This is a genomic window from Pseudomonas sp. W17, assembly GCF_040268305.1.
Lineage (GTDB): Bacteria > Pseudomonadota > Gammaproteobacteria > Pseudomonadales > Pseudomonadaceae > Aquipseudomonas > Aquipseudomonas protegens.
The window spans coordinates 6,067,093-6,090,164 of the sequence record NZ_CP158490.1 but is presented as its reverse complement, the minus strand read 5'-3'; the positions used below and the strand labels follow the sequence as shown (position 1 = coordinate 6,090,164).

Here is a 23,072-nt window from a genome sequence, read left to right as displayed (position 1 = left end):
AAGGCTTTTCAGATTTCTGCATATTTTGCCAAACGTCCGTTTGGATCTGCCTGGAATCCGGGTTCAGTTCGGGTTGTTCAAGGTCATGAGCCGGGTCACTTCCTTGTTTAACAGTTCGATGCGGCGCGCCATGCTTTCGATCAGGCTGTGGGCAATGCGCGGATTGCTCTGGGTCAGGCTGAGAAACTGGTCCTTGGGAATCAGCATGATTGTGCTGGGTTCGCTGGCGATCACGCTGGCGCTGCGTTTTTCTCCGGTGAACACTGCCATGGCGCCGAAAATCTCGTCCTTGGGGACGTCGCCGACCTTGTGCCCGTCGACGAAGGCCTGCGCATGGCCTTCGAGTATTACAAACACATGATCTGCCTCATCCCCCTGGGTAATCAGCCTTTCGCCCGCCTCCACGCGCTTGAAACCGTTGCTGCTGCGCAACTCTGGCGGCTTGAGACGAGCAATGGCATCGGACAGCAGGGCGGTCTGGCCGATCAGGTACTGTACGAGCAGTTCCGAGCGTTGTACGTCGGCCTGGATGTGCCGAAACACTTCAGTCCTCAGATAGGGAATCAGTTGCAGCGGCGTATCGCAGTGCAGTTGCCACTGCGGGAGTTCGATGCCGCGCCGCAGCCCCACCAGGTCGCCTTCATGCAGGTAGAACAGTGGCCGCTCTTCGACACTGGCCTGGATCACGCCACTTGCCAGCAGGAACAACTGGTCGCCGGGCAATACGCTGGACAGCTCAGCGATGGGGCCAAGCTCCAACGTCGGGCCGCTGGGCGCAAGCCCGTCCAGCAATTGCGGCGGAATGCTCTGCAGTCTGTTGATCAAGGCGTCGGCGTAAGCCGGCTGCTCCCCCATTAGATACATTTGGCTCTGCCAGTCAGTTTTTGTGACGAGAGGAAATGGCGTCCAGTTGCTTGTTCAACGCCTCTTTGCGTTCGGCGGGAAGGTCGTTCCAGTGCATGTCCATCAGGGCGCCCTCAATGGCATAGAGCAAGACTTTCGACGCACGAAAACCACGGGTCCGCACGGCCCGGTAGGCGTCCACCGCACCCAGGCGGCGCAAGTCGGAAGCGCTATGGATGCCCACTGCATGCAGCCATTGTGCCGATGTCTTGCCAAGGTTCTTCAGGTGTTGCAGTTCATCATTCATTAAGCCTCCTGGCGATGGCCGAATGGTGAGTGGGCAGCCTCAGAGGAGTGTAGCGCTCAGTAGAAAACGCGCTGTTCTTTGGTCGGGTTTGGCGCAAATGCTTCTAAGGGCGCAGCGGTGAAGCTCGAAGGGAGGAGGGGGCAGGCCATGCGAAGGGCAGGGTGCAGGCGAGAAAGCGGACCAGGTCCGGCGCTAAACAGAGCGCCGGACAAAGACGGGTGGCGGGGGTCAGCGAGTGCGGTAACGCAGGCGGGTGCCGAAATTGACCGACATGAGAATCTCGTCGGCGCTCAGTTCCACCGGAAAGTAGGCGCCGGAAATCTGTGCATGGGCGAGGCTGGCGCCTTCCATGGACGAGTTTCTCAAGTCCAGCCCCCGCAGATCCGCGGAGCGAAAGTAGGCGTCAGTGAAATCGATGCCTTGTGCGTTCAGTTCTCGCAGGTCGAGGCCGCGGAAATCCCCGCCGCGCATGTCGATGGGTTGATCTTTCGGGCGTTCGCGGTTGAAGCCGACGATGTCGTCTTTATGCAGCAGGGCGTAAAGCGGAGTGTCGAGAAGTTTCGGTTGGCTCATGGCGACGTCACCAGTGTTGGATTTATGACGCCAGTATAGTGCCACTATTTTTCAGCCGTGAAGTCTTTGCCACTTCACGGCTGAAATGACCGTTTACAGGCCTGGGAGGCGTTGGCGAATGTTGGCAACCAGGGCGTCCAGGCTGCCGCTTTCGTTGGTTTCTATGCGCTTGCTGCGCAGCAGCTCTTCGTCGGTCAGCGCTTCGCGAGTGGCTTGCTGGTTGGCAATCACTTCCAGAGTGGCGTCGGATGGATCGTTCTGATCAGCCTGGCGCTGGGCCAGCCAGCTGGCAACCACTGCTTCAGGAGCGTTGCAGTCGATGATCAGGCAGGGCGTACCAGTGGCCTCGGCCACTTTGGCCGCGGCATCGCGCTGGGCACGTTTGAGGTAGGTCGCGTCGATCACTACCGGGAAGCCGGCACGCAGGATGGTTTCGGCGATTTCATGCAGGCGCGCGTAGGTGGCGCTGCTGGCTTCGCTGCTATAGATGCCAGCGTGTGGGTCGTTGGGCACCTGTTGCTCGCCGAACAGGCGCTTGCGCTCTACGTCGGAGCGCAGGCGAACGGCGCCCAGTGCCTCTACCAGGCGCATGGCCACGCGGCTCTTGCCGACCGCCGAAATGCCTGAGGTGATGGCCAGGAAACGCGATGGAATGGTGCTGTAGCTTTCCGCCAGATTGGCGTAGTTGCGGTACTGGCGCAGGGTGGTGGCGCGCTGCACCGGCGTGGCTTCGGCAGGCATGCTGAACAGGCTGACCTTGGCGCGTACCAGGGCACGGTAGGCCTTGTAGAAATTGAGCAGCTCCAGGCCCTGGTAGTCGCCGGTCAGCTCCAGGTACTGGCTGATGAAGCGTCGCGCCAGGCTCTTCAGGCCGCGGTCTTCCAGGTCCATGGCAAGGAAGCCGGTATCGGCGTAGACGTCGGTGAAACGAAACGGTTCGTTGAATTCGATGCAGTCGAAAATCACCACCTTGCCGTCGATCAGGGTGGCGTTGCCCAGGTGAATATCGCCATGGCATTCACGGATGAAACCTTCGCTCTTGCGTTGGGCCAGCAGAGGCTTGAGGCGTTCGAAGCTGGTTTCGGCCCAGGCTTCCAGGGCTTCAAGTTGTTGCAGGTCGGCCTTGTCGCTGAGGAACGGGCGGATTTGCTCGAAGTTCTGACGCACCGGAGCCATCACGCTCTCCGGGGTGCCGGCTTCATGCTCAGCTGGAACCTTGGGCGCGTTGAGGTGGAAGTGGGCGATCTGCCTGGCCATCTCATCGATGTGCGCAGTGGTCAGCTCGCTGTTGGCCTGCAAGGTGCTGAGCAACTGGCTTTGCGGGAACTGACGCATTTTCAGTACGTATTCGATAGCCGGACCATCGCCGCCCAGTATCGGGGCTTCGGCGCTACCGGTGATCGGCAGGACTTCCAGGTACAGGTCCTCGGTCAGGCGCTGGTTCAGGCGCAACTCTTCGCCGCAGAAGTGCTCGCGGGCGTCCAGGCTGGTGAAGTCGAGGAAGCCGAAATTGACCGGCTTCTTCACCTTATAGGCAAAGGGGCCGGTGAGCAAAACCCAGGAGATGTGGGTTTCGATGACCTGAAACCCTTCTACGGGATGAGGAAACAAGGCGGGGTTTTGCAGGGCAGCGATCAGTGACTGGCTCACAGGCGATCCTTCAGAGTCGGGAAAATCGAGGGCGTCATTATGGCCGCTGAGCGCACTAAGGCAAACCTCGGGTGGCGCATGTTGACGATGAATAAAGTGCGTATAATCCGCCGCCATGACTCGTACCCGATCCCCTCGTTCTGCTAAAAAAACGCCGTCTGGTGGCCTGCGCCCCTGGCTGGGCTGGGCCCTCAAGCTCAGCCTGGTCGGTCTGGTGGTGCTCGCCGGCTTTGCGGTTTACCTCGATGCCGTGGTCCAGGAAAAATTCTCCGGCAAGCGCTGGACCATTCCGGCCAAGGTCTACGCCCGCCCGCTTGAGCTGTTCGTCGGACAAAAGCTCAGCAAGGATGATTTCCTCACGGAACTCGACGCTCTGGGCTATCGCCGTGAAAGTGTCGCCAACGGCCCGGGCGCAGCCTCGGTCAATGGCAATACCGTGGACCTGAACACCCGCGGCTTCCAGTTCTACGAAGGGCTGGAGCAGGCTCAGCCGGTGCGCGTGCGCTTCTCCGGCGATTACGTGGCGGAACTGTCCGGCAGCAAGGGGGCCAAGCTCGCGGTGGTGCGCCTGGAGCCATTGCTGATCGGTGGCCTGTACCCGAAGAGCCTCGAAGACCGGATCCTGATCAAGATCGATCAGGTTCCGCCATATCTGCTGGAAACTCTGGTAGCGGTGGAAGACCGCGACTTCTATTCACACCACGGGGTGTCGCCCAAGTCGATTGCCCGTGCGATCTGGGTCAACACCTCGTCCGGCCAGATGCGCCAGGGCGGCAGTACCCTGACCCAGCAGTTGGTGAAAAACTTCTTCCTGACCAACGAGCGCAGCCTGTCGCGCAAGCTCAATGAAGCGATGATGGCGTTGTTGCTGGAGCTGCATTACGACAAGCGCGAGATTCTCGAGGCCTACCTCAACGAGGTCTTCGTCGGCCAGGACGGTCAGCGTGCGGTGCACGGTTTCGGTCTGGCCAGCCAGTTCTTCTTCAGCCAGCCCCTGTCCGAACTCAAGTTGCACCAGGTGGCGCTGTTGGTCGGGATGGTCAAAGGGCCTTCCTATTACAACCCGCGGCGCTACCCGGAACGTGCCCTGGAGCGGCGTAACCTGGTGCTCGATCTGCTGGCACAGCAGGGCGTGGCTACCCCGGAACAGGTGGAGGCGGCGAAGAAGATGCCGCTGGGCGTAACCAAGCGCGGCAGCCTGGCGGACAGTTCCTTCCCCGGTTTCCTCGACCTGGTCAAGCGTCAGTTGCGCGAAGACTACCGTGATGAAGACTTGACTGAAGAAGGCCTGCGGATCTTCACCAGTTTCGATCCGATCCTGCAGATGAAGGCCGAAGCCTCGGTCAACGACACCTTCAAGCGCCTGGCCGGGCGCAAGGGCTCGGAAGACGTCGAGGCGGCGATGGTGGTGACCAACCCGGAAACCGGTGAGGTCCAGGCCATGATCGGCAGTCGTCAGGCCAGCTTTGCCGGTTTCAACCGGGCCTTGGATGCGGTGCGTCCGATCGGCTCGCTGATCAAGCCTGCGGTCTACCTGACCGCCCTGGAAAAGCCCAGCCAGTACACCCTGACCAGTTGGCTGTCGGATGAGGCGTTCTCGGTAAAAGGTGCAGACGGCCAGGTGTGGAAGCCGCAGAACTATGACCGGCGCTCCCACGGTACGGTGTTCCTGTACCAGGGCCTGGCTCACTCCTACAACCTGTCTACCGCACGGCTCGGTCTGGAAGTGGGTGTGCCCAATGTCCTGAAGACCCTTGGGCGCCTGGGGGTGACCCGCGAGTTTCCAGCCTTCCCATCGATGCTGCTGGGGGCAGGGGGCATGAGCCCGATGGAAGTGGCGACCATGTACCAGACGCTGGCCAATGGTGGTTTCAATACGCCGATGCGCGGGATTCGCAGCGTGTTGACAGCGGAAGGCGAGCCGCTCAAGCGCTATCCGTTCCAGATTCAGCAGCGTTTTGATGCCGGCTCGATTTATCTGATTCAAAGCGCGATGCAACGGGTGATGCGCGAGGGCACCGGCAGCTCGGTGTACAACGTGTTGCCCAAGACTCTAGCGTTGGCGGGCAAGACCGGTACCAGTAACGATTCCCGTGACAGCTGGTTCGCCGGTTTCAGCCAGGACCTGCTAGCCGTGGTCTGGCTGGGCCGCGACGATAACGGCAAGACGCCGTTTACCGGTGCTACCGGCGCCTTGCAGGTGTGGACCAGTTTCATGCGCAAGGCCGACCCGCTGCCGCTGGATATGCCGCAGCCGGACAACGTGGTTCAGGCCTGGGTCGATTCGCGTACCGGGCAGGGCTCCGATGCCAACTGTCCGGGGGCTGTGCAGATGCCGTATATTCGCGGCAGCGAACCGCCTCCCGGTGCTTCCTGTGGGGGAGAAAACCCGGCAGGCGGCGATTCGGTGATGGATTGGGTCAAGGGCTGGATGAACTAAGCGATGAGGGTTTGACGTGAACAAGTGGTGGATTCCAGCTATTACAGCTCTGGCGTTGCTCAACGGTTGCGCCAGTGTGCAGCGCGGCTCTATTCCCGTCGTGGATTCCGGCACTGCCGTGTCCAACAGCGAGCGGATTTCCGCCTCCGGAGGCTTTCGCCAGACGACCATCAAGCGCCCGGCGCAGGCTCAGGCACAGGCGATTCCGGAAGATTCCGGCGTAGTGGTAATGGTTCCGGGCGGCGGCGCTACGGCCTCTGCGCCGATCAGCAGTTCGCCCATTACTCCGGGGCCGGTCACTTCAGGGCCTATTACCCCGGGTCCGGTGGACGGCTCCGGTTATCAGTCGGCACCGATCAGTCAGGGCACTTACAACATGCCCTCTACGCCCAGTGGCATCCCTTCGGCCCGGGCCGGTGGTCTGTCGGCCGATGAGCAACTGGATGGCCCGGTGCTGGCGTTGCTGACCACTGCGCAACAGCAGCAGTCCAGTGGTGACTTGAACGGTGCTTCCTCCAGCCTCGAGCGAGCGCAGCGTGTTGCGCCACGCGAGCCGCAGGTGCTGTATCGCCTGGCTCAGGTACGCATGGCCCAGGGGGATGCGCCCCAGGCCGAGCAGTTCGCTCGCCGTGGCCTGAGCTTTGCCAACGGCCGCCCTGATCTCCAGGCAAGCCTGTGGGAGCTGATTGCCCAGGCGCGTGAGAAACAGGGTGATGCCGCAGGTGCAGCGCAGGCGCGCCAGAAAGCTCGGGTTTCGCTGTGATGGATGGGCGCTTTCCCAGGATCGCCGAGCAGTTGCTGCTGATCGAGCGTGAGTTGCGTGTGCAGGGCCTGTGGGACGACGCTGTGCCCAGCGCCGAGGCACTGGCCAGCACTCAGCCCTTTGCCGTGGATACTCTGGAGTTCGAGCAATGGCTGCAGTGGATCTTTCTGCCCCGCATGAAGATGATTCTGGAGCAGGATTTGCCGCTGCCCAATGCGTCAGGTATTCAGGAAATGGCCGAGATGGTGTTCTCCACTCGTCCGATGCAGGGGCGCGACCAGCAGTTGCGAGTTCTGCTCAAAGAGTTTGATCAGCTCATCGTTGCTACTCGCTGAAACACGACTGCCAGGTATGCCTGGCAGTCGCCTCCCTCCATACTGCCCACTTCAGTCTCGCTCTCTCGAAGTGACAACTTCGGAGGGTTCATGTCTGTCCGTGCATTGCTGTTGTTGTAGTGCATGACGTTCCTCTCGGCTCTCTGGCAATGGGGTTTCGCCCAAAGTCCGGGTTCGCATTTCTGAGTTGCTTGCCGAAGATTGCGCAATTGAAGCGCAGACAGCAGTCGTTTTTGGGTTTTTTCTTGCGTTCTCATGCGCTTAGTTCGAATTAACCACATAGACGACTTGACTTGAAGAGGACGAAACAGAAGAATCCAAAGTCCGCTGTAGAGGGACTGCCAGAAGCAGACCCACTCAGCAGATCATGAGGCGCACATCCGCGCCGAAGTGCTACACCCGCAACGCGTTACCTCGCGCTGGGTGGGAAAACCCCGCAACACTTTGGGGCGCTCCCAATACTTGCTCAGTCAGTGCTGACGTAGTCGGCGACCACCGTCGCTCATGCTCTGCTGAGAAGTAAACCTATTAAGACCCGCTCCCTTTTGAGGGCGGTATTCTGGCGTTTTAGAGGTGAACAACGTGGAGCTTTTATCTGGCGGTGAGATGCTCGTCCGCTTTTTGCGTGACGAAGGCGTCAAATATATCTACGGGTACCCAGGTGGTGCTCTCCTTCATGTTTACGATGCCCTGTTCAAAGAACCGGAAGTGACCCACATCCTGGTTCGTCACGAACAAGCGGCGACCCATATGGCTGACGGCTATGCCCGTGCCACCGGTAAAGCCGGCGTGGTACTGGTGACCTCCGGCCCGGGCGCGACCAATGCCATTACCGGTATTGCCACCGCCTATATGGACTCGATTCCCATGGTGATCATTTCCGGCCAGGTGCCCAGCACCATGGTGGGCACCGACGCGTTCCAGGAAACCGACATGATCGGTATCTCCCGGCCGATCGTGAAGCACAGCTTCATGATCAAGCACGCTTCGGAAATCCCGGAAGTCATGAAGAAAGCCTTCTACCTGGCGCAATCCGGTCGTCCTGGTCCGGTGGTGGTCGATATCCCCAAGGACATGACCAACCCGGCTGAAAAGTTCGAATACGTTTTCCCCAAGAAAGCCAAGCTGCGCTCCTACAGCCCAGCTGTTCGCGGTCACTCCGGGCAAATCCGCAAGGCGGCAGAAATGCTCCTGGCGGCCAAGCGCCCTGTGCTTTATGCAGGTGGCGGCGTGATTCTCGGCGGCGGTTCCGCACCGCTGACCGAACTGGCCAAGATGCTCAATCTGCCAGTGACCAATACCTTGATGGGCCTGGGCGCCTATCCGGGCACCGACCGGCAGTTCGTGGGCATGCTCGGCATGCACGGCAGCTACACCGCCAACCTGACCATGCACCATGCCGACGTGATCCTGGCCGTGGGCGCGCGCTTCGATGACCGGGTGATCAACGGTGCACCGAAGTTCTGCCCGAATGCCAAGATCATCCATGTCGATATCGACCCGGCTTCCATCTCCAAGACTATCAAGGCCGATGTGCCTATCGTTGGTCCAGTGGAGAGCGTCCTGACCGAAATGGTCGCGGCACTCAAGGAAATCGGCGATACCCCGAACAAGGAGACGGTCGCCAGTTGGTGGAAGCAGATCGAAGAGTGGCGTGGCGATCGCGGCCTGTTCCCTTACGACAAGGGCGACGGCAGCATCATCAAGCCACAGACCGTGATCGAAACCCTGTGCGAAGTCACCAAGGGCGATGCCTATGTGACCTCCGACGTGGGGCAGCACCAGATGTTCGCGGCGCAGTACTACCGGTTCAACAAGCCCAACCGCTGGATCAACTCCGGTGGCCTGGGCACCATGGGCTTCGGTTTCCCGGCGGCCATGGGCGTGAAATTGAGCTTTCCGGATAATGATGTCGCCTGCGTCACCGGTGAAGGCAGTATCCAGATGAACATCCAGGAGCTGTCGACCTGCCTGCAGTACGATCTGCCGGTCAAGATCATCAACCTGAACAATGGTGTGCTGGGCATGGTGCGCCAGTGGCAGGACATGAGCTACGGCAGCCGTCATTCGCACTCCTACATGGAATCGCTGCCTGACTTCGTCAAGCTGGTCGAAGCCTATGGTCACGTGGGCATGCGTATCACGGATCTGAAGGATCTGAAGCCGAAGATGGAAGAAGCGTTCGCCATGAAGGATCGCCTGGTGTTCCTCGATATCCAGGTCGACACCAGCGAGCACGTCTATCCGATGCAGATCAAAGACGGCTCCATGCGCGATATGTGGCTGAGCAAGACGGAGCGTACTTAATCATGCGGCACATTATTTCCTTGCTTCTGGAAAACGAACCGGGTGCTCTGTCTCGTGTTGTAGGTCTGTTCTCGCAACGCAACTACAACATCGAAAGCCTGACGGTGGCGCCGACTGAAGACCCGACACTGTCGCGTCTGACCCTGACCACCGTTGGCCATGACGAGATCATCGAGCAGATCACCAAGAACCTGAACAAGCTGGTTGAGGTGGTGAAGCTGGTAGACCTGTCGGAAAGCGCGCACATCGAGCGTGAACTGATGCTGGTCAAGATCAAGGCCACTGGCGCCCAGCGCGCCGAGGTCAAGCGCACTACCGATATTTACCGTGGGCAGATCGTTGATGTCAGCGCCAGCGTGTATACCGTTCAACTGACCGGTACCAGCGACAAGCTCGACAGCTTCATTCAATCGATCGGCACCGCATCGATTCTGGAAACCGTACGCAGTGGTGTCACCGGGATTGCCCGTGGCGACAAAGTACTGAGCATCTAACTCAAATTAGCGAATGGCCGGAACGGCCTGATATAGGGGAAATTCATGAAAGTTTTCTACGATAAAGACTGCGACCTGTCGATCATCCAGGGTAAGAAAGTTGCCATCATCGGCTATGGTTCCCAGGGCCACGCTCAAGCATGCAACCTGAAGGATTCCGGCGTAGACGTGACTGTCGGCCTGCGTAAAGGCTCGGCTACCGTTGCCAAGGCTGAAGCCCACGGCCTGAAAGTGACCGACGTTGCTGCAGCCGTTGCCGGTGCCGACTTGGTCATGATCCTGACCCCGGACGAGTTCCAGTCCCAGCTGTACAAGAACGAAATCGAGCCGAACATCAAGAAGGGCGCCACTCTGGCCTTCTCCCACGGCTTCGCGATCCACTACAACCAGGTTGTGCCTCGTGCCGACCTCGACGTGATCATGATCGCGCCGAAGGCTCCAGGCCACACCGTACGTTCCGAGTTCGTCAAGGGCGGTGGTATTCCTGACCTGATCGCGATCTACCAGGACGCTTCCGGCAACGCCAAGAACGTTGCCCTGTCCTACGCCGCAGGCGTGGGCGGCGGCCGTACCGGCATCATCGAAACCACCTTCAAGGACGAGACTGAAACCGACCTGTTCGGTGAGCAGGCTGTTCTGTGTGGCGGTACCGTCGAGCTGGTCAAAGCCGGTTTCGAAACCCTGGTTGAGGCTGGCTACGCTCCAGAAATGGCCTACTTCGAGTGCCTGCACGAACTGAAGCTGATAGTTGACCTCATGTACGAAGGCGGTATCGCCAACATGAACTACTCGATCTCCAACAACGCTGAATACGGCGAGTACGTGACTGGCCCAGAAGTCATCAACGCCGAATCCCGTCAGGCCATGCGCAATGCTCTGAAGCGCATCCAGGACGGCGAATACGCGAAGATGTTCATCAGCGAAGGCGCTACCGGCTACCCATCGATGACCGCCAAGCGTCGTAACAACGCCGCTCACGGTATCGAAATCATCGGCGAGCAACTGCGCTCGATGATGCCTTGGATCGGTGCCAACAAAATCGTCGACAAAGCCAAGAACTAAGTTCGAGTCTTGTCAGGGAAAACGCGGCCTAGGCCGCGTTTTTTCGTTTGCATGGATAGGTTCTGGTATAAAGCTGGATCCTTTGTGGCCGAATCGCGGCCCTGGGTATCTGTCGAAACTTTTCACACCGTTGCAAGGTAATGTCCATGAGCGAACGTCCCGAAGAGCCAAACCAGGCCTCTGACGCCGAAAGCCTGCTACCGATCGATGAGCATGTCGAAGAAGGGCATGACGCTGAAGGCCGTAAAGTCCGGCATCGTGGTATCTATCTTCTGCCGAATCTGTTCACCACTGCGAACCTGTTCGCGGGGTTCTATTCCATCATTAGCTCCATGAGCGCCCAGAGTGCAATGAGCGCCGGAGATGCGGCCGGGGCGAGCAAGTACTTTGCCTTCGCCGCGATCGCCATTTTCGTGGCCATGGTGCTTGATGGCCTGGATGGGCGTGTTGCCCGCATGACCAACACACAGAGTGCTTTTGGCGCTGAATACGACTCGCTGTCCGATATGGTTGCATTCGGCGTAGCGCCGGCGTTGTTGGCCTTTGGCTGGGCCCTGGGTGACATGGGCAAGGTCGGCTGGATGGTCGCCTTCATCTATGTGGCAGGCGCGGCCTTGCGTCTGGCGCGTTTCAATACTCAAGTCGGTACTGCCGACAAGCGTTATTTCATCGGCCTTGCCAGCCCGGCAGCGGCGGGTGTGGTGGCTGGTATCGTCTGGGCATTCAGCGACTACGGGATCCAGGGGTCGAAGATGTCGTTCCTGGTGGCGTTGATGGTGGCCGCCGCAGGCATGCTGATGGTCAGTAATATCAAGTACAACAGCTTCAAGGACCTGGACCTGAAAGGGCGCGTACCTTTTGTGGCGATCCTGGCGGTGGTGCTGGTGTTTGCGGTGGTGTTCAGTGATCCGCCGCGCATTCTGCTTTTGGTGTTCCTCGCCTATGCGGCGTCGGGCCCTATCCAGTACCTGTTGCACCTGCGTCGTCGCAAAAGCGTCGAGTGATGTAATTTCCCCCATACTCCGCAGTCTATTGGTACATCTGTCCTCCAATACTGCGGAGTTGCCATGTTATTCAAATTCCCCAAGTCGTCCGACTGCAATGAGTCTGAGGTTACGCCCGAATCTCTTTACCTCTCTCGACGCAGCCTGCTGAGTGGTGCGGTTGCGGGCATGGCGTTTGCCAGCTTGCCGCGATGGGCAGCAGCACAGGACGCGTCGCGTTATGCCGATGTTGAGCCGGGCCAGGCTCCCGGGTGGTTCTCCGACAAGCTGTCGACCACTCAGTGGCAAGCAGTAACCGTCAGGGATGAGGCGATCACGCCTTTCAAGGACGCGACTCACTACAACAACTTCTACGAATTCGGCACTGACAAGGGGGACCCCGCGGCCAACGCGGGCGCGCTCAAGACTCAGCCGTGGAGTGTGGTCGTGGATGGTGAGGTGGCTAAGCCAGGCCGCTACGCCCTGGAGGATCTCATGAAGCCTTACTCGCTGGAGGAGCGTATTTATCGACTGCGTTGCGTCGAGGCCTGGTCGATGGTGATTCCCTGGATAGGTTTTCCAATCTCAGCCTTGCTCAAGCAGGTGGAGCCCACCAGTAACGCCAAGTTCATTCGCTTTGAAACATTGCAGGATCCCAAGAGTATGCCGGGCCAGCGCTCCGGCTTTGCCTTGATCGACTGGCCCTATGTCGAGGGATTACGTCTTGATGAGGCGATGAATCCATTGGCGATTCTTGCGGTGGGGATGTATGGGCGTGAACTACCTAACCAGAATGGTGCGCCGCTGCGCCTTGTAGTGCCTTGGAAATATGGCTTCAAAAGTGTGAAGTCGATTGTGCGCATTAGCCTGGTCAGCGAGCAGCCCAAGACTACCTGGCAGAGCATTGCGGCCAACGAATATGGTTTTTACGCGAATGTGAATCCGACGGTTGATCATCCACGCTGGACTCAGGCTCGGGAGCGGCGTCTACCCAGCAGTCTGTTCAGTCCCAATGTGCGGGAAACCCAGATGTTCAACGGTTACTCGGATGAAGTCGCTTCTTTATATAGCGGCATGGATCTGCGGAAGAACTACTGATGCGTTATTCGTTCTGGCGTATCGGTGTCTTTATCGCAGCGGCTATCTGGCCGCTGTATTGGCTGTATGAAGCCTGGGCTTCGGTCCTGGGGCCGGACCCGGGCAAGGTGCTGGTTGATCGTCTGGGGCTGGGCGCGCTGGTGCTGTTGTTGATCACCTTGGGCATGACTCCTTTGCAAAAGCTCACGGGGTGGTCGGGCTGGATCGCTGTGCGCCGACAGTTGGGGTTGTGGTGCTTCGCTTATGTAGTACTGCACCTGAGTGCTTATGGGGTATTCATCTTGGGGTTGGACTGGTCGCAGCTGGGAGTGGAGTTGCGCAAGCGCCCTTATATCTTTGTCGGAAGCTTGGGGTTCCTTCTTCTGTTGTTATTGGCTGTGACGTCCAATCGTTATAGCCAGCGTCGCTTGGGGGCGCGTTGGAAGAAGCTGCATCGCCTAGTTTATCTCATCCTGGGGCTGGGGCTGCTGCATATGCTATGGATTGTCCGGGCGGACCTGAAGGAGTGGTCGGTCTACGCTTCTATAGGGGGGCTATTGTTGCTGCTGCGTGCTCCTCCTGTAATGCGCCGGATTCCGCGCCTAATCGCTAAAAAAGCATCTTCTGCAACAAAATCGTAATTAACTCTTGACGGCAGATTCTACAGGTCTATAATTCGCCCCACTTCCGGCGCAGTCGAAACGGAAAACTCCTTGAGATTCAATGAGTTACGCAGTTTTCGACAGCGGTTACGCTTCAGTTCATCGAAGCCAGAAGCAGTTGGTAAGGCAGTCAGTTTTCGCCTTATTAACGATTCGATCCTCTCGGTCGAAAGCGGTTGAAAAGAGGTGTTGACAGCAGCGTGTAACGCTGTAGAATTCGCCTCCCGCTAACGAGAGATCGGAAGCGCAAGTGGTTGAAGTTAAAAAGGAAACTTTGAAAACTTCTTAAAAAAATCACTTGACAGCAAATGAGGCTGCTGTAGAATGCGCGCCTCGGTTGAGACGAAAGATCTTAACCAACCGCTCTTTAACAACTGAATCAAGCAATTCGTGTGGGTGCTTGTGGAGTCAGACTGATAGTCAAAAAGATTATCAGCATCACAAGTTACTCCGCGAGAAATCAAAGATGTAACCAACGATTGCTGAGCCAAGTTTAGGGTTTTCTCAAAACCCAAAGATGTTTGAACTGAAGAGTTTGATCATGGCTCAGATTGAACGCTGGCGGCAGGCCTAACACATGCAAGTCGAGCGGCAGCACGGGTACTTGTACCTGGTGGCGAGCGGCGGACGGGTGAGTAATGCCTAGGAATCTGCCTAGTAGTGGGGGATAACGTCCGGAAACGGGCGCTAATACCGCATACGTCCTACGGGAGAAAGTGGGGGATCTTCGGACCTCACGCTATTAGATGAGCCTAGGTCGGATTAGCTAGTTGGTGAGGTAATGGCTCACCAAGGCGACGATCCGTAACTGGTCTGAGAGGATGATCAGTCACACTGGAACTGAGACACGGTCCAGACTCCTACGGGAGGCAGCAGTGGGGAATATTGGACAATGGGCGAAAGCCTGATCCAGCCATGCCGCGTGTGTGAAGAAGGTCTTCGGATTGTAAAGCACTTTAAGTTGGGAGGAAGGGCAGTTACCTAATACGTGATTGTTTTGACGTTACCGACAGAATAAGCACCGGCTAACTCTGTGCCAGCAGCCGCGGTAATACAGAGGGTGCAAGCGTTAATCGGAATTACTGGGCGTAAAGCGCGCGTAGGTGGTTTGTTAAGTTGGATGTGAAAGCCCCGGGCTCAACCTGGGAACTGCATCCAAAACTGGCAAGCTAGAGTATGGTAGAGGGTGGTGGAATTTCCTGTGTAGCGGTGAAATGCGTAGATATAGGAAGGAACACCAGTGGCGAAGGCGACCACCTGGACTGATACTGACACTGAGGTGCGAAAGCGTGGGGAGCAAACAGGATTAGATACCCTGGTAGTCCACGCCGTAAACGATGTCAACTAGCCGTTGGGAGCCTTGAGCTCTTAGTGGCGCAGCTAACGCATTAAGTTGACCGCCTGGGGAGTACGGCCGCAAGGTTAAAACTCAAATGAATTGACGGGGGCCCGCACAAGCGGTGGAGCATGTGGTTTAATTCGAAGCAACGCGAAGAACCTTACCAGGCCTTGACATCCAATGAACTTTCTAGAGATAGATTGGTGCCTTCGGGAACATTGAGACAGGTGCTGCATGGCTGTCGTCAGCTCGTGTCGTGAGATGTTGGGTTAAGTCCCGTAACGAGCGCAACCCTTGTCCTTAGTTACCAGCACGTTATGGTGGGCACTCTAAGGAGACTGCCGGTGACAAACCGGAGGAAGGTGGGGATGACGTCAAGTCATCATGGCCCTTACGGCCTGGGCTACACACGTGCTACAATGGTCGGTACAAAGGGTTGCCAAGCCGCGAGGTGGAGCTAATCCCATAAAACCGATCGTAGTCCGGATCGCAGTCTGCAACTCGACTGCGTGAAGTCGGAATCGCTAGTAATCGCGAATCAGAATGTCGCGGTGAATACGTTCCCGGGCCTTGTACACACCGCCCGTCACACCATGGGAGTGGGTTGCACCAGAAGTAGCTAGTCTAACCTTCGGGAGGACGGTTACCACGGTGTGATTCATGACTGGGGTGAAGTCGTAACAAGGTAGCCGTAGGGGAACCTGCGGCTGGATCACCTCCTTAATCGACGACATCAGCTGCTTCATAAGCTCCCACACGAATTGCTTGATTCATTGAAGAAGACGATAGAAGCAGCTTTAAGCTCCAAGCTGATAGCTCCAAGCTAACAGTTACAAGCTCGAAATTGGGTCTGTAGCTCAGTTGGTTAGAGCGCACCCCTGATAAGGGTGAGGTCGGCAGTTCGAATCTGCCCAGACCCACCAATTTTGTTATGGGGCCATAGCTCAGCTGGGAGAGCGCCTGCCTTGCACGCAGGAGGTCAGCGGTTCGATCCCGCTTGGCTCCACCATAAACTGCTTCTGAAAGCTTAGAAATGAGCATTCACTTTGAATGTTGATTTCTAGTCTTTTGATTAGATCGTTCTTTAAAAATTTGGGTATGTGATAGAAAGATAGACTGAACGTTACTTTCACTGGTAACGGATCAGGCTAAGGTAAAATTTGTGAGTTCTCTTTTAATTAAGAATGCAAATTTTCGGCGAATGTCGTCTTCATAGTATAACCAGATTGCTTGGGGTTATATGGTCAAGTGAAGAAGCGCATACGGTGGATGCCTTGGCAGTCAGAGGCGATGAAAGACGTGGTAGCCTGCGATAAGCTTCGGGGAGTCGGCAAACAGACTTTGATCCGGAGATCTCTGAATGGGGGAACCCAGCCATCATAAGATGGTTATCTTGTACTGAATACATAGGTGCAAGAGGCGAACCAGGGGAACTGAAACATCTAAGTACCCTGAGGAAAAGAAATCAACCGAGATTCCCTTAGTAGTGGCGAGCGAACGGGGACTAGCCCTTAAGTGGCTTTGAGATTAGCGGAACGCTCTGGAAAGTGCGGCCATAGTGGGTGATAGCCCTGTACGCGAAAATCTCTTAGTCATGAAATCGAGTAGGACGGGGCACGAGAAACCTTGTCTGAATATGGGGGGACCATCCTCCAAGGCTAAATACTACTGACTGACCGATAGTGAACTAGTACCGTGAGGGAAAGGCGAAAAGAACCCCGGAGAGGGGAGTGAAATAGATCCTGAAACCGTATGCGTACAAGCAGTGGGAGCAGACTTTGTTCTGTGACTGCGTACCTTTTGTATAATGGGTCAGCGACTTATTTTCAGTGGCAAGCTTAACCGAATAGGGGAGGCGTAGCGAAAGCGAGTCTTAATAGGGCGTCTAGTCGCTGGGAATAGACCCGAAACCGGGCGATCTATCCATGGGCAGGTTGAAGGTTAGGTAACACTGACTGGAGGACCGAACCGACTACCGTTGAAAAGTTAGCGGATGACCTGTGGATCGGAGTGAAAGGCTAATCAAGCTCGGAGATAGCTGGTTCTCCTCGAAAGCTATTTAGGTAGCGCCTCATGTATCACTGTAGGGGGTAGAGCACTGTTTCGGCTAGGGGGTCATCCCGACTTACCAAACCGATGCAAACTCCGAATACCTACAAGTGCCGAGCATGGGAGACACACGGCGGGTGCTAACGTCCGTCGTGAAAAGGGAAACAACCCAGACCGTCAGCTAAGGTCCCAAAGTTATGGTTAAGTGGGAAACGATGTGGGAAGGCTTAGACAGCTAGGAGGTTGGCTTAGAAGCAGCCACCCTTTAAAGAAAGCGTAATAGCTCACTAGTCGAGTCGGCCTGCGCGGAAGATGTAACGGGGCTCAAACCATACACCGAAGCTACGGGTATCACGTAAGTGATGCGGTAGAGGAGCGTTCTGTAAGCCTGTGAAGGTGAGTTGAGAAGCTTGCTGGAGGTATCAGAAGTGCGAATGCTGACATGAGTAACGACAATGGGTGTGAAAAACACCCACGCCGAAAGACCAAGGTTTCCTGCGCAACGTTAATCGACGCAGGGTTAGTCGGTCCCTAAGGCGAGGCTGAAAAGCGTAGTCGATGGAAAACAGGTTAATATTCCTGTACTTCTAGTTATTGCGATGGAGGGACGGAGAAGGCTAGGCCAGCTTGGCGTTGGTTGTCCAAGTTTAAGGTGGTAGGCTGGAATCTTAGGTAAATCCGGGGTTCTAAGGCCGAGAGCTGATGACGAGTTGCCTTTTAGGTGACGAAGTGGTTGATGCCATGCTTCCAAGAAAAGCTTCTAAGCTTCAGATAACTAGGAACCGTACCCCAAACCGACACAGGTGGTTGGGTAGAGAATACCAAGGCGCTTGAGAGAACTCGGGTGAAGGAACTAGGCAAAATGGCACCGTAACTTCGGGAGAAGGTGCGCCGGTGAGGGTGAAGGACTTGCTCCGTAAGCTCATGCCGGTCGAAGATACCAGGCCGCTGCGACTGTTTATTAAAAACACAGCACTCTGCAAACACGAAAGTGGACGTATAGGGTGTGACGCCTGCCCGGTGCCGGAAGGTTAATTGATGGGGTTAGCTAACGCGAAGCTCTTGATCGAAGCCCCGGTAAACGGCGGCCGTAACTATAACGGTCCTAAGGTAGCGAAATTCCTTGTCGGGTAAGTTCCGACCTGCACGAATGGCGTAACGATGGCGGCGCTGTCTCCACCCGAGACTCAGTGAAATTGAAATCGCTGTGAAGATGCAGTGTATCCGCGGCTAGACGGAAAGACCCCGTGAACCTTTACTATAGCTTTGCACTGGACTTTGAATTTGCTTGTGTAGGATAGGTGGGAGGCTTTGAAGCGTGAACGCCAGTTTGCGTGGAGCCATCCTTGAAATACCACCCTGGCAACTTTGAGGTTCTAACTCAGGTCCGTTATCCGGATCGAGGACAGTGTATGGTGGGTAGTTTGACTGGGGCGGTCTCCTCCTAAAGAGTAACGGAGGAGTACGAAGGTGCGCTCAGACCGGTCGGAAATCGGTCGTAGAGTATAAAGGCAAAAGCGCGCTTGACTGCGAGACAGACACGTCGAGCAGGTACGAAAGTAGGTCTTAGTGATCCGGTGGTTCTGTATGGAAGGGCCATCGCTCAACGGATAAAAGGTACTCCGGGGATAACAGGCTGATACCGCCCAAGAGTTCATATCGACGGCGGTGTTTGGCACCTCGATGTCGGCTCATCACATCCTGGGGCTGAAGCCGGTCCCAAGGGTATGGCTGTTCGCCATTTAAAGTGGTACGCGAGCTGGGTTTAGAACGTCGTGAGACAGTTCGGTCCCTATCTGCCGTGGACGTTTGAGATTTGAGAGGGGCTGCTCCTAGTACGAGAGGACCGGAGTGGACGAACCTCTGGTGTTCCGGTTGTCACGCCAGTGGCATTGCCGGGTAGCTATGTTCGGAAAAGATAACCGCTGAAAGCATCTAAGCGGGAAACTTGCCTCAAGATGAGATCTCACTGGAACCTTGAGTTCCCTAAAGGGCCGTCGAAGACTACGACGTTGATAGGTTGGGTGTGTAAGCGCTGTGAGGCGTTGAGCTAACCAATACTAATTGCCCGTGAGGCTTGACCATATAACACCCAAGCAATTTGCTTAAGAAGCGAGTTGCGGTGTGTGAAGACGATACAAACCGAAAGTTTGCGAACACACAAATCTATTACATACCCATTCGCTGGCACGTTGCACAAGCAACGGACTGGCTACCGAATTTCTTGACGACCATAGAGCGTTGGAACCACCTGATCCCATCCCGAACTCAGAAGTGAAACGATGCATCGCCGATGGTAGTGTGGGGTTTCCCCATGTGAGAGTAGGTCATCGTCAAGATTAAATTCCGAAACCCCAACTGCATATGCAGTTGGGGTTTTGTTTTTGCGCGCAAAAAATTTGCTCTTATTCGCAAACAAATTTGCACAGTTATTTTCGGATTGGAACACTAGAATGACCGTTACTTTCTACATTCCCAGAGCCTTCTATGCCAGATCCGGTTGACGCCCCCGGGTTGTCAGAATTACCACTGGACGACCTGGTTGCCTGCCATGAATGCGACTTGCTGATGCGCAAGCCCAAGCTCGCCCTCGGTGAGAAAGCCCAGTGCCCGCGTTGTGGCTATGAGCTCTACGCGCACCGGCACAATGTGGTCGAACGCAGCCTGGCCCTGGTGATCGCGGCCTTGTTGCTATATGTGCCGGCGAACTTTCTACCCATCATGCAGCTCAATCTACTGGGACAGTCTTCCGAGGACACGGTCTGGAGCGGTGTGCAGGGGCTGTTCGACACCGGTATGGAAGGCGTGGCGGTGGTGGTGTTCCTGTGCAGCATGGGCATTCCCCTGCTCAAGTTGATTTGCCAGCTTTTAGTCCTGCTGAGTATTCGTTGGGACATCGGCCGCAGTTACGGCTTGCTGCTCTATCGCATTTATCACCATCTGCGCGACTGGGGCATGCTCGAGGTCTACCTGATGGGGGTGCTGGTGGCCATCGTCAAGTTGGCCGACATGGCATCCATTACCGTGGGCCTGGGCCTGGTGTGTTTTATCAGTCTGTTGTTGGTGCAGGTCTGGCTGGAGGTGGTGATGTCGCCTCACCAGATCTGGCAAGCGTTATCGGGAGAGGACATACATGCGGGCGATTGAGGCAGGCATTCTGATCTGTACTGAATGCCACGAGTTGAATCGGCAGGAGGCTGACAGCGAAGAGCAGACCTGCACTCGCTGCGGGGCCATGGTTCATCCTCGCCGCCCCAATAGCATACTGCGCACCTGGGCGTTGCTGCTCACCGCCGCGATCCTCTACATCCCGGCCAACGTGCTGCCGATCATGACCGTCAGTTCCCTGGGCCAGGGTGACCCCAGCACCATCATGTCCGGGGTCATCCAGTTGGTGCAGCACGGCATGTTTCCCATCGCTGCGGTGGTGTTCGTCGCCAGTATCCTGGTGCCCACCTTCAAGCTGGTGGGCATTGCCCTGTTGTTGTTTTCGGTGCAGCGTCACCAGCCGCTCTCGGCCCGACAGCGGATCATCATGTACCGCTTTATCGAGTTCATCGGCCGCTGGTCGATGCTGGATATCTTTGTCATCGCCATCCTGGTGGCGGTGGTCAACTTTGGCCGGCTGGCCAGCATCGAGGCCAATCTCGGTGCGGTCGCCTTTGCCAGCGTGGTGATTCTGACCATGCTGGCTGCAGTAACTTTCGATCCCCGACTGATCTGGGATAACACGGAGTCGGACGACGACCATGAGTGATTTGCCTACCGCCAAAACCCGCCCGGCCTCCAACTGGTCGGCTATCTGGGTATTGCCCCTGATTGCCCTGATCATCGGTGGCTGGCTGGGCTGGCGTGCCTACAGCCAGACCGGTATCGAGATCCAGTTGCGCTTTGAAAGCGGCGAGGGGATCCAGGCCAACAAGACTGAAGTGGTCTACAAGGGCATGCCCGTAGGTAAGGTCAAGACCCTGGCTCTGGACGATGAGGGCAACTCCAAGGGAGTGATTGCCTCGGTCGAGATGAACAAGGACGTCGAGCAGTACCTGAAGACCAACACGCGCTTCTGGCTGGTCAAACCCAGTGTCAGCCTGGCCGGGATCACAGGCCTGGAAACTCTGGTCTCGGGCAACTACATCGCCGTCAGCCCCGGGGATGGTGAGCCGAGTCGCAAGTTCAAGGCCCTGGCCGAGGAGCCTCCTTTATCTGATGCCAAACCGGGCCTGCACCTGACCATCAAGGCCGAGCGCCTGGGGTCGCTGAACCGTGGCAGCCCGGTGTTCTACAAGCAGATCCAGGTTGGCCAGATCAAGAGCTTCCTGCTCTCCGAAGACCAGAACACGGTGGAGCTCAAGGTCTATATCGAGCCCACCTATGCCAATCTGGTGCGCAAACACACACGTTTCTGGAACGCCAGCGGCATCAGCATCGACGCCAACCTGTCCGGGGTAAAAGTACGCAGCGAGTCCCTGTCCAGCATCGTCGCCGGGGGGATCGCCTTTGCCACGCCGGAGAATCGCAAGGACAGCCCGCCCACCGACCCAAGCCTGCCGTTCCGTCTGTATGAGGACTTCGACGCCGCCCAGGCCGGGATCCGCGTCAAGGTCAAGCTCACCGATTTCGAAGGCCTGCAGGCCGGGCGCACCCCGGTGATGTACAAGGGCATCCAGGTGGGTAGCCTGAAGGCCCTGAAGGTCGACTCCGACCTGAGCAGCGCCACCGCCGAGCTGACTCTCGATCCCCTGGCCGAGGATTACCTGGTTCAGGGCACCCAGTTCTGGACCGTCAAGCCTTCGATCTCCCTGGCTGGCATCACCGGTCTTGAGGCCCTGGTCAAGGGTAACTACATCGCTATCCGTCCCGGTGACAAGGGCGCCGCTCCCCAGCGCGAGTTCGAGGCCCGGGCCAAGGCCCCGCCGCTGGACCTGCGTGCCCCCGGCCTGCACATGGTGCTGTTCACCGACAACCTCGGCTCCCTGGATGTTGGCAGCCCGATTCTCTACAAGCAGGTCAAGGTCGGCTCGGTGCAGAGCTACCAGTTCTCCCACACCCGCAAGCAACTGGTGATCGGCGTCCACATCGAGAAGGAATATGAAGGCCTGGTCAACGGTTCGACTCGCTTCTGGAACGTCAGTGGTATCACCCTGACCGGGGGCCTGACCGGCGGTATCCAGATCAAGAGCGAGTCGCTGCAAAGCCTGATGGCGGGTGGCATCGCCTTCGAGACCCCGCTGCCCAACGTACCGCTGAAAAAGCGCATTCCACGTTTCCGCCTGTTCGCCAACCAGGAGGAGGCGGCGCAGCGCGGCACCCTGGTGAGCATCAAGGTTGATCGCGCCGACGGCTTGCGGGCCGGCACGCCTGTACGCTTCAAGGGCCTGGACGTGGGCAAGCTGGAAGAAGTGACCCTCAGCGCCGACATGCAATCGGTCATGCTCAAGGCGCGGATCACCGAAGTGCCCGAGCGCATCGCCCGGGTCGGCAGCCAGTTCTGGGTGGTCAAGCCGGAGTTGGGCCTGATGAAGACCTCGAACCTGGAAACCCTGGTCACCGGCCAATACATCGAGGTCCAGCCTGCGACGAAGAGTCAGGGCGTGCAGACCAGTTTTGTCGCCTTGCCGCAACCACCGGAAGCCAGCGTTCAGGAAGCCGGCCTGAGCCTGGTGTTGAGCGCTGCTCGGCGTGGCTCGCTGAAAGTCGGAGTGCCGGTAACCTACCGCGAAGTGGCGGTGGGCAAGGTGACCGGTTACGAGCTGGGCCAGACGGCCGATCGGGTACTGATCCACATCCTCATCGAACCCAAGTACGCACCGTTGGTTCGCAGTGGTACGCGCTTCTGGAACAGCAGTGGATTTGGTGTCGACTTTGGCCTGTTCAAAGGGGCGACGGTGCGTACCGAATCCCTGGAGACCCTGATCCAGGGGGGGATTGCCTTCGCGACGCCGGATGGCGAGCGCATGGGCAACCCGGCGCGGCCTCAGCAGACCTTCCCGCTGTTCGACAAGTTCGAAGAGGAATGGCTGACCTGGGCACCGAAGATCCCCCTGGGCAAATAACCTTCTTGTAGGAGCCGGCTTGCCGGCGAAGAGGCCCTCAGCCCTGTGTCGCGCCAGAGGGCGCCTTCGCTGGCAAGCCAGTTCCTACAACAGCTTTCCCATAAAAAAGGCCGCGCTCGGAAGAGCGCGGCCTTT

The 23,072-nt window shown here is 57.3% G+C and carries 16 protein-coding genes, 2 tRNA genes and 3 rRNA genes; 17 read left to right on the top strand and 4 right to left on the bottom strand.

Translation table 11 applies throughout. The features are described from left to right. Nucleotides 1-63: 63 nt before the first annotated feature. From ABCR88_RS27965 to ABCR88_RS27950, 4 genes are all read right to left on the bottom strand, one after another. Nucleotides 64-864 (bottom strand): cyclic nucleotide-binding domain-containing protein, encoded by an 801-nt coding sequence (locus tag ABCR88_RS27965; RefSeq protein WP_053153892.1) that lies wholly within the window; start codon nucleotides 862-864, stop codon nucleotides 64-66. A gap of 13 nt (nucleotides 865-877) precedes the next feature. After that, nucleotides 878-1,150 (bottom strand): TfoX/Sxy family protein, encoded by a 273-nt coding sequence (locus tag ABCR88_RS27960; protein WP_011063495.1) that lies wholly within the window; start codon nucleotides 1,148-1,150, stop codon nucleotides 878-880. Between the two features lie 228 nt (nucleotides 1,151-1,378). Continuing rightward, the gene (locus tag ABCR88_RS27955; RefSeq protein ID WP_011063494.1) at nucleotides 1,379-1,723 is read right to left on the bottom strand and encodes a pentapeptide repeat-containing protein; all 345 of its coding nucleotides are present in this window, start codon (nucleotides 1,721-1,723) and stop codon (nucleotides 1,379-1,381) included. 93 nt (nucleotides 1,724-1,816) lie between these two features. After that, the gene (locus ABCR88_RS27950; RefSeq protein ID WP_041119911.1) at nucleotides 1,817-3,373 is read right to left on the bottom strand and encodes an AAA family ATPase; all 1,557 of its coding nucleotides are present in this window, start codon (nucleotides 3,371-3,373) and stop codon (nucleotides 1,817-1,819) included. A gap of 115 nt (nucleotides 3,374-3,488) precedes the next feature. On the opposite strand from ABCR88_RS27950, the gene mrcB reads away from it, so the two are divergent. The 17 genes from mrcB to ABCR88_RS27865 all read left to right on the top strand — a co-directional run bounded on the left by mrcB (nucleotide 3,489) and on the right by ABCR88_RS27865 (nucleotide 22,937). Next, nucleotides 3,489-5,813, top strand: coding sequence for a penicillin-binding protein 1B (gene mrcB / locus ABCR88_RS27945; protein WP_350403718.1), 2,325 nt, complete (start codon nucleotides 3,489-3,491; stop codon nucleotides 5,811-5,813). 16 nt (nucleotides 5,814-5,829) lie between these two features. Beyond that, on the top strand, nucleotides 5,830-6,576 hold the full coding sequence (locus ABCR88_RS27940; RefSeq protein WP_011063491.1) for a tetratricopeptide repeat protein: 747 nt from the start codon (nucleotides 5,830-5,832) through the stop codon (nucleotides 6,574-6,576). Further along, nucleotides 6,576-6,911: a YqcC family protein gene (locus ABCR88_RS27935; protein WP_011063490.1), complete on the top strand. Its 336-nt coding sequence runs from the start codon at nucleotides 6,576-6,578 to the stop codon at nucleotides 6,909-6,911. Before ABCR88_RS27940 ends, ABCR88_RS27935 begins: the two co-directional genes overlap by 1 nt. Before the next feature lie 582 nt (nucleotides 6,912-7,493). Continuing rightward, entirely contained in the window at nucleotides 7,494-9,218 is a 1,725-nt protein-coding gene (locus ABCR88_RS27930) for an acetolactate synthase 3 large subunit (protein WP_026019946.1), read from the top strand. A 2-nt stretch (nucleotides 9,219-9,220) separates the two neighbouring features. Beyond that, on the top strand, nucleotides 9,221-9,712 hold the full coding sequence (ilvN, locus tag ABCR88_RS27925) for an acetolactate synthase small subunit (RefSeq protein WP_011063488.1): 492 nt from the start codon (nucleotides 9,221-9,223) through the stop codon (nucleotides 9,710-9,712). Between the two features lie 45 nt (nucleotides 9,713-9,757). Next, the gene (ilvC, locus tag ABCR88_RS27920) at nucleotides 9,758-10,774 is read left to right on the top strand and encodes a ketol-acid reductoisomerase (RefSeq protein ID WP_007959661.1); all 1,017 of its coding nucleotides are present in this window, start codon (nucleotides 9,758-9,760) and stop codon (nucleotides 10,772-10,774) included. Nucleotides 10,775-10,920: 146 nt separating this feature from the next. Further along, nucleotides 10,921-11,778, top strand: coding sequence for a CDP-diacylglycerol--serine O-phosphatidyltransferase (gene pssA / locus ABCR88_RS27915; protein WP_011063487.1), 858 nt, complete (start codon nucleotides 10,921-10,923; stop codon nucleotides 11,776-11,778). A gap of 63 nt (nucleotides 11,779-11,841) precedes the next feature. Then, entirely contained in the window at nucleotides 11,842-12,855 is a 1,014-nt protein-coding gene (gene msrP, locus ABCR88_RS27910; protein WP_350023237.1) for a protein-methionine-sulfoxide reductase catalytic subunit MsrP, read from the top strand. Beyond that, entirely contained in the window at nucleotides 12,855-13,475 is a 621-nt protein-coding gene (gene msrQ / locus ABCR88_RS27905; protein ID WP_350023236.1) for a protein-methionine-sulfoxide reductase heme-binding subunit MsrQ, read from the top strand. The genes msrP and msrQ overlap by 1 nt, the downstream gene beginning before the upstream one ends. 544 nt (nucleotides 13,476-14,019) lie before the next feature. Beyond that, nucleotides 14,020-15,558 (top strand): 16S ribosomal RNA (locus tag ABCR88_RS27900). A 123-nt stretch (nucleotides 15,559-15,681) separates the two neighbouring features. Then, nucleotides 15,682-15,758: transfer RNA gene (locus ABCR88_RS27895), tRNA-Ile, on the top strand. A gap of 10 nt (nucleotides 15,759-15,768) precedes the next feature. Continuing rightward, nucleotides 15,769-15,844 (top strand) — tRNA-Ala (locus tag ABCR88_RS27890). A 233-nt stretch (nucleotides 15,845-16,077) separates the two neighbouring features. Next, a 23S ribosomal RNA gene (locus tag ABCR88_RS27885) occupies nucleotides 16,078-18,969 on the top strand. A 138-nt stretch (nucleotides 18,970-19,107) separates the two neighbouring features. Then, nucleotides 19,108-19,223 (top strand): 5S ribosomal RNA (rrf, locus tag ABCR88_RS27880). Together the 16S, 23S and 5S rRNA genes with 2 tRNA genes alongside form the textbook arrangement of a ribosomal RNA operon. A 148-nt stretch (nucleotides 19,224-19,371) precedes the next feature. Then, nucleotides 19,372-20,031 carry a paraquat-inducible protein A gene (locus tag ABCR88_RS27875; RefSeq protein WP_041119907.1) on the top strand — a complete coding sequence of 220 codons (660 nt, stop codon included), beginning with the start codon at nucleotides 19,372-19,374 and terminating at the stop codon, nucleotides 20,029-20,031. Next, nucleotides 20,018-20,641, top strand: a complete 624-nt coding sequence (locus ABCR88_RS27870; protein ID WP_015637044.1) for a paraquat-inducible protein A — start codon at nucleotides 20,018-20,020, stop codon at nucleotides 20,639-20,641. Before ABCR88_RS27875 ends, ABCR88_RS27870 begins: the two co-directional genes overlap by 14 nt. Beyond that, entirely contained in the window at nucleotides 20,634-22,937 is a 2,304-nt protein-coding gene (locus ABCR88_RS27865; RefSeq protein WP_041119906.1) for an MlaD family protein, read from the top strand. Before ABCR88_RS27870 ends, ABCR88_RS27865 begins: the two co-directional genes overlap by 8 nt. Nucleotides 22,938-23,072 lie beyond the last annotated feature (135 nt).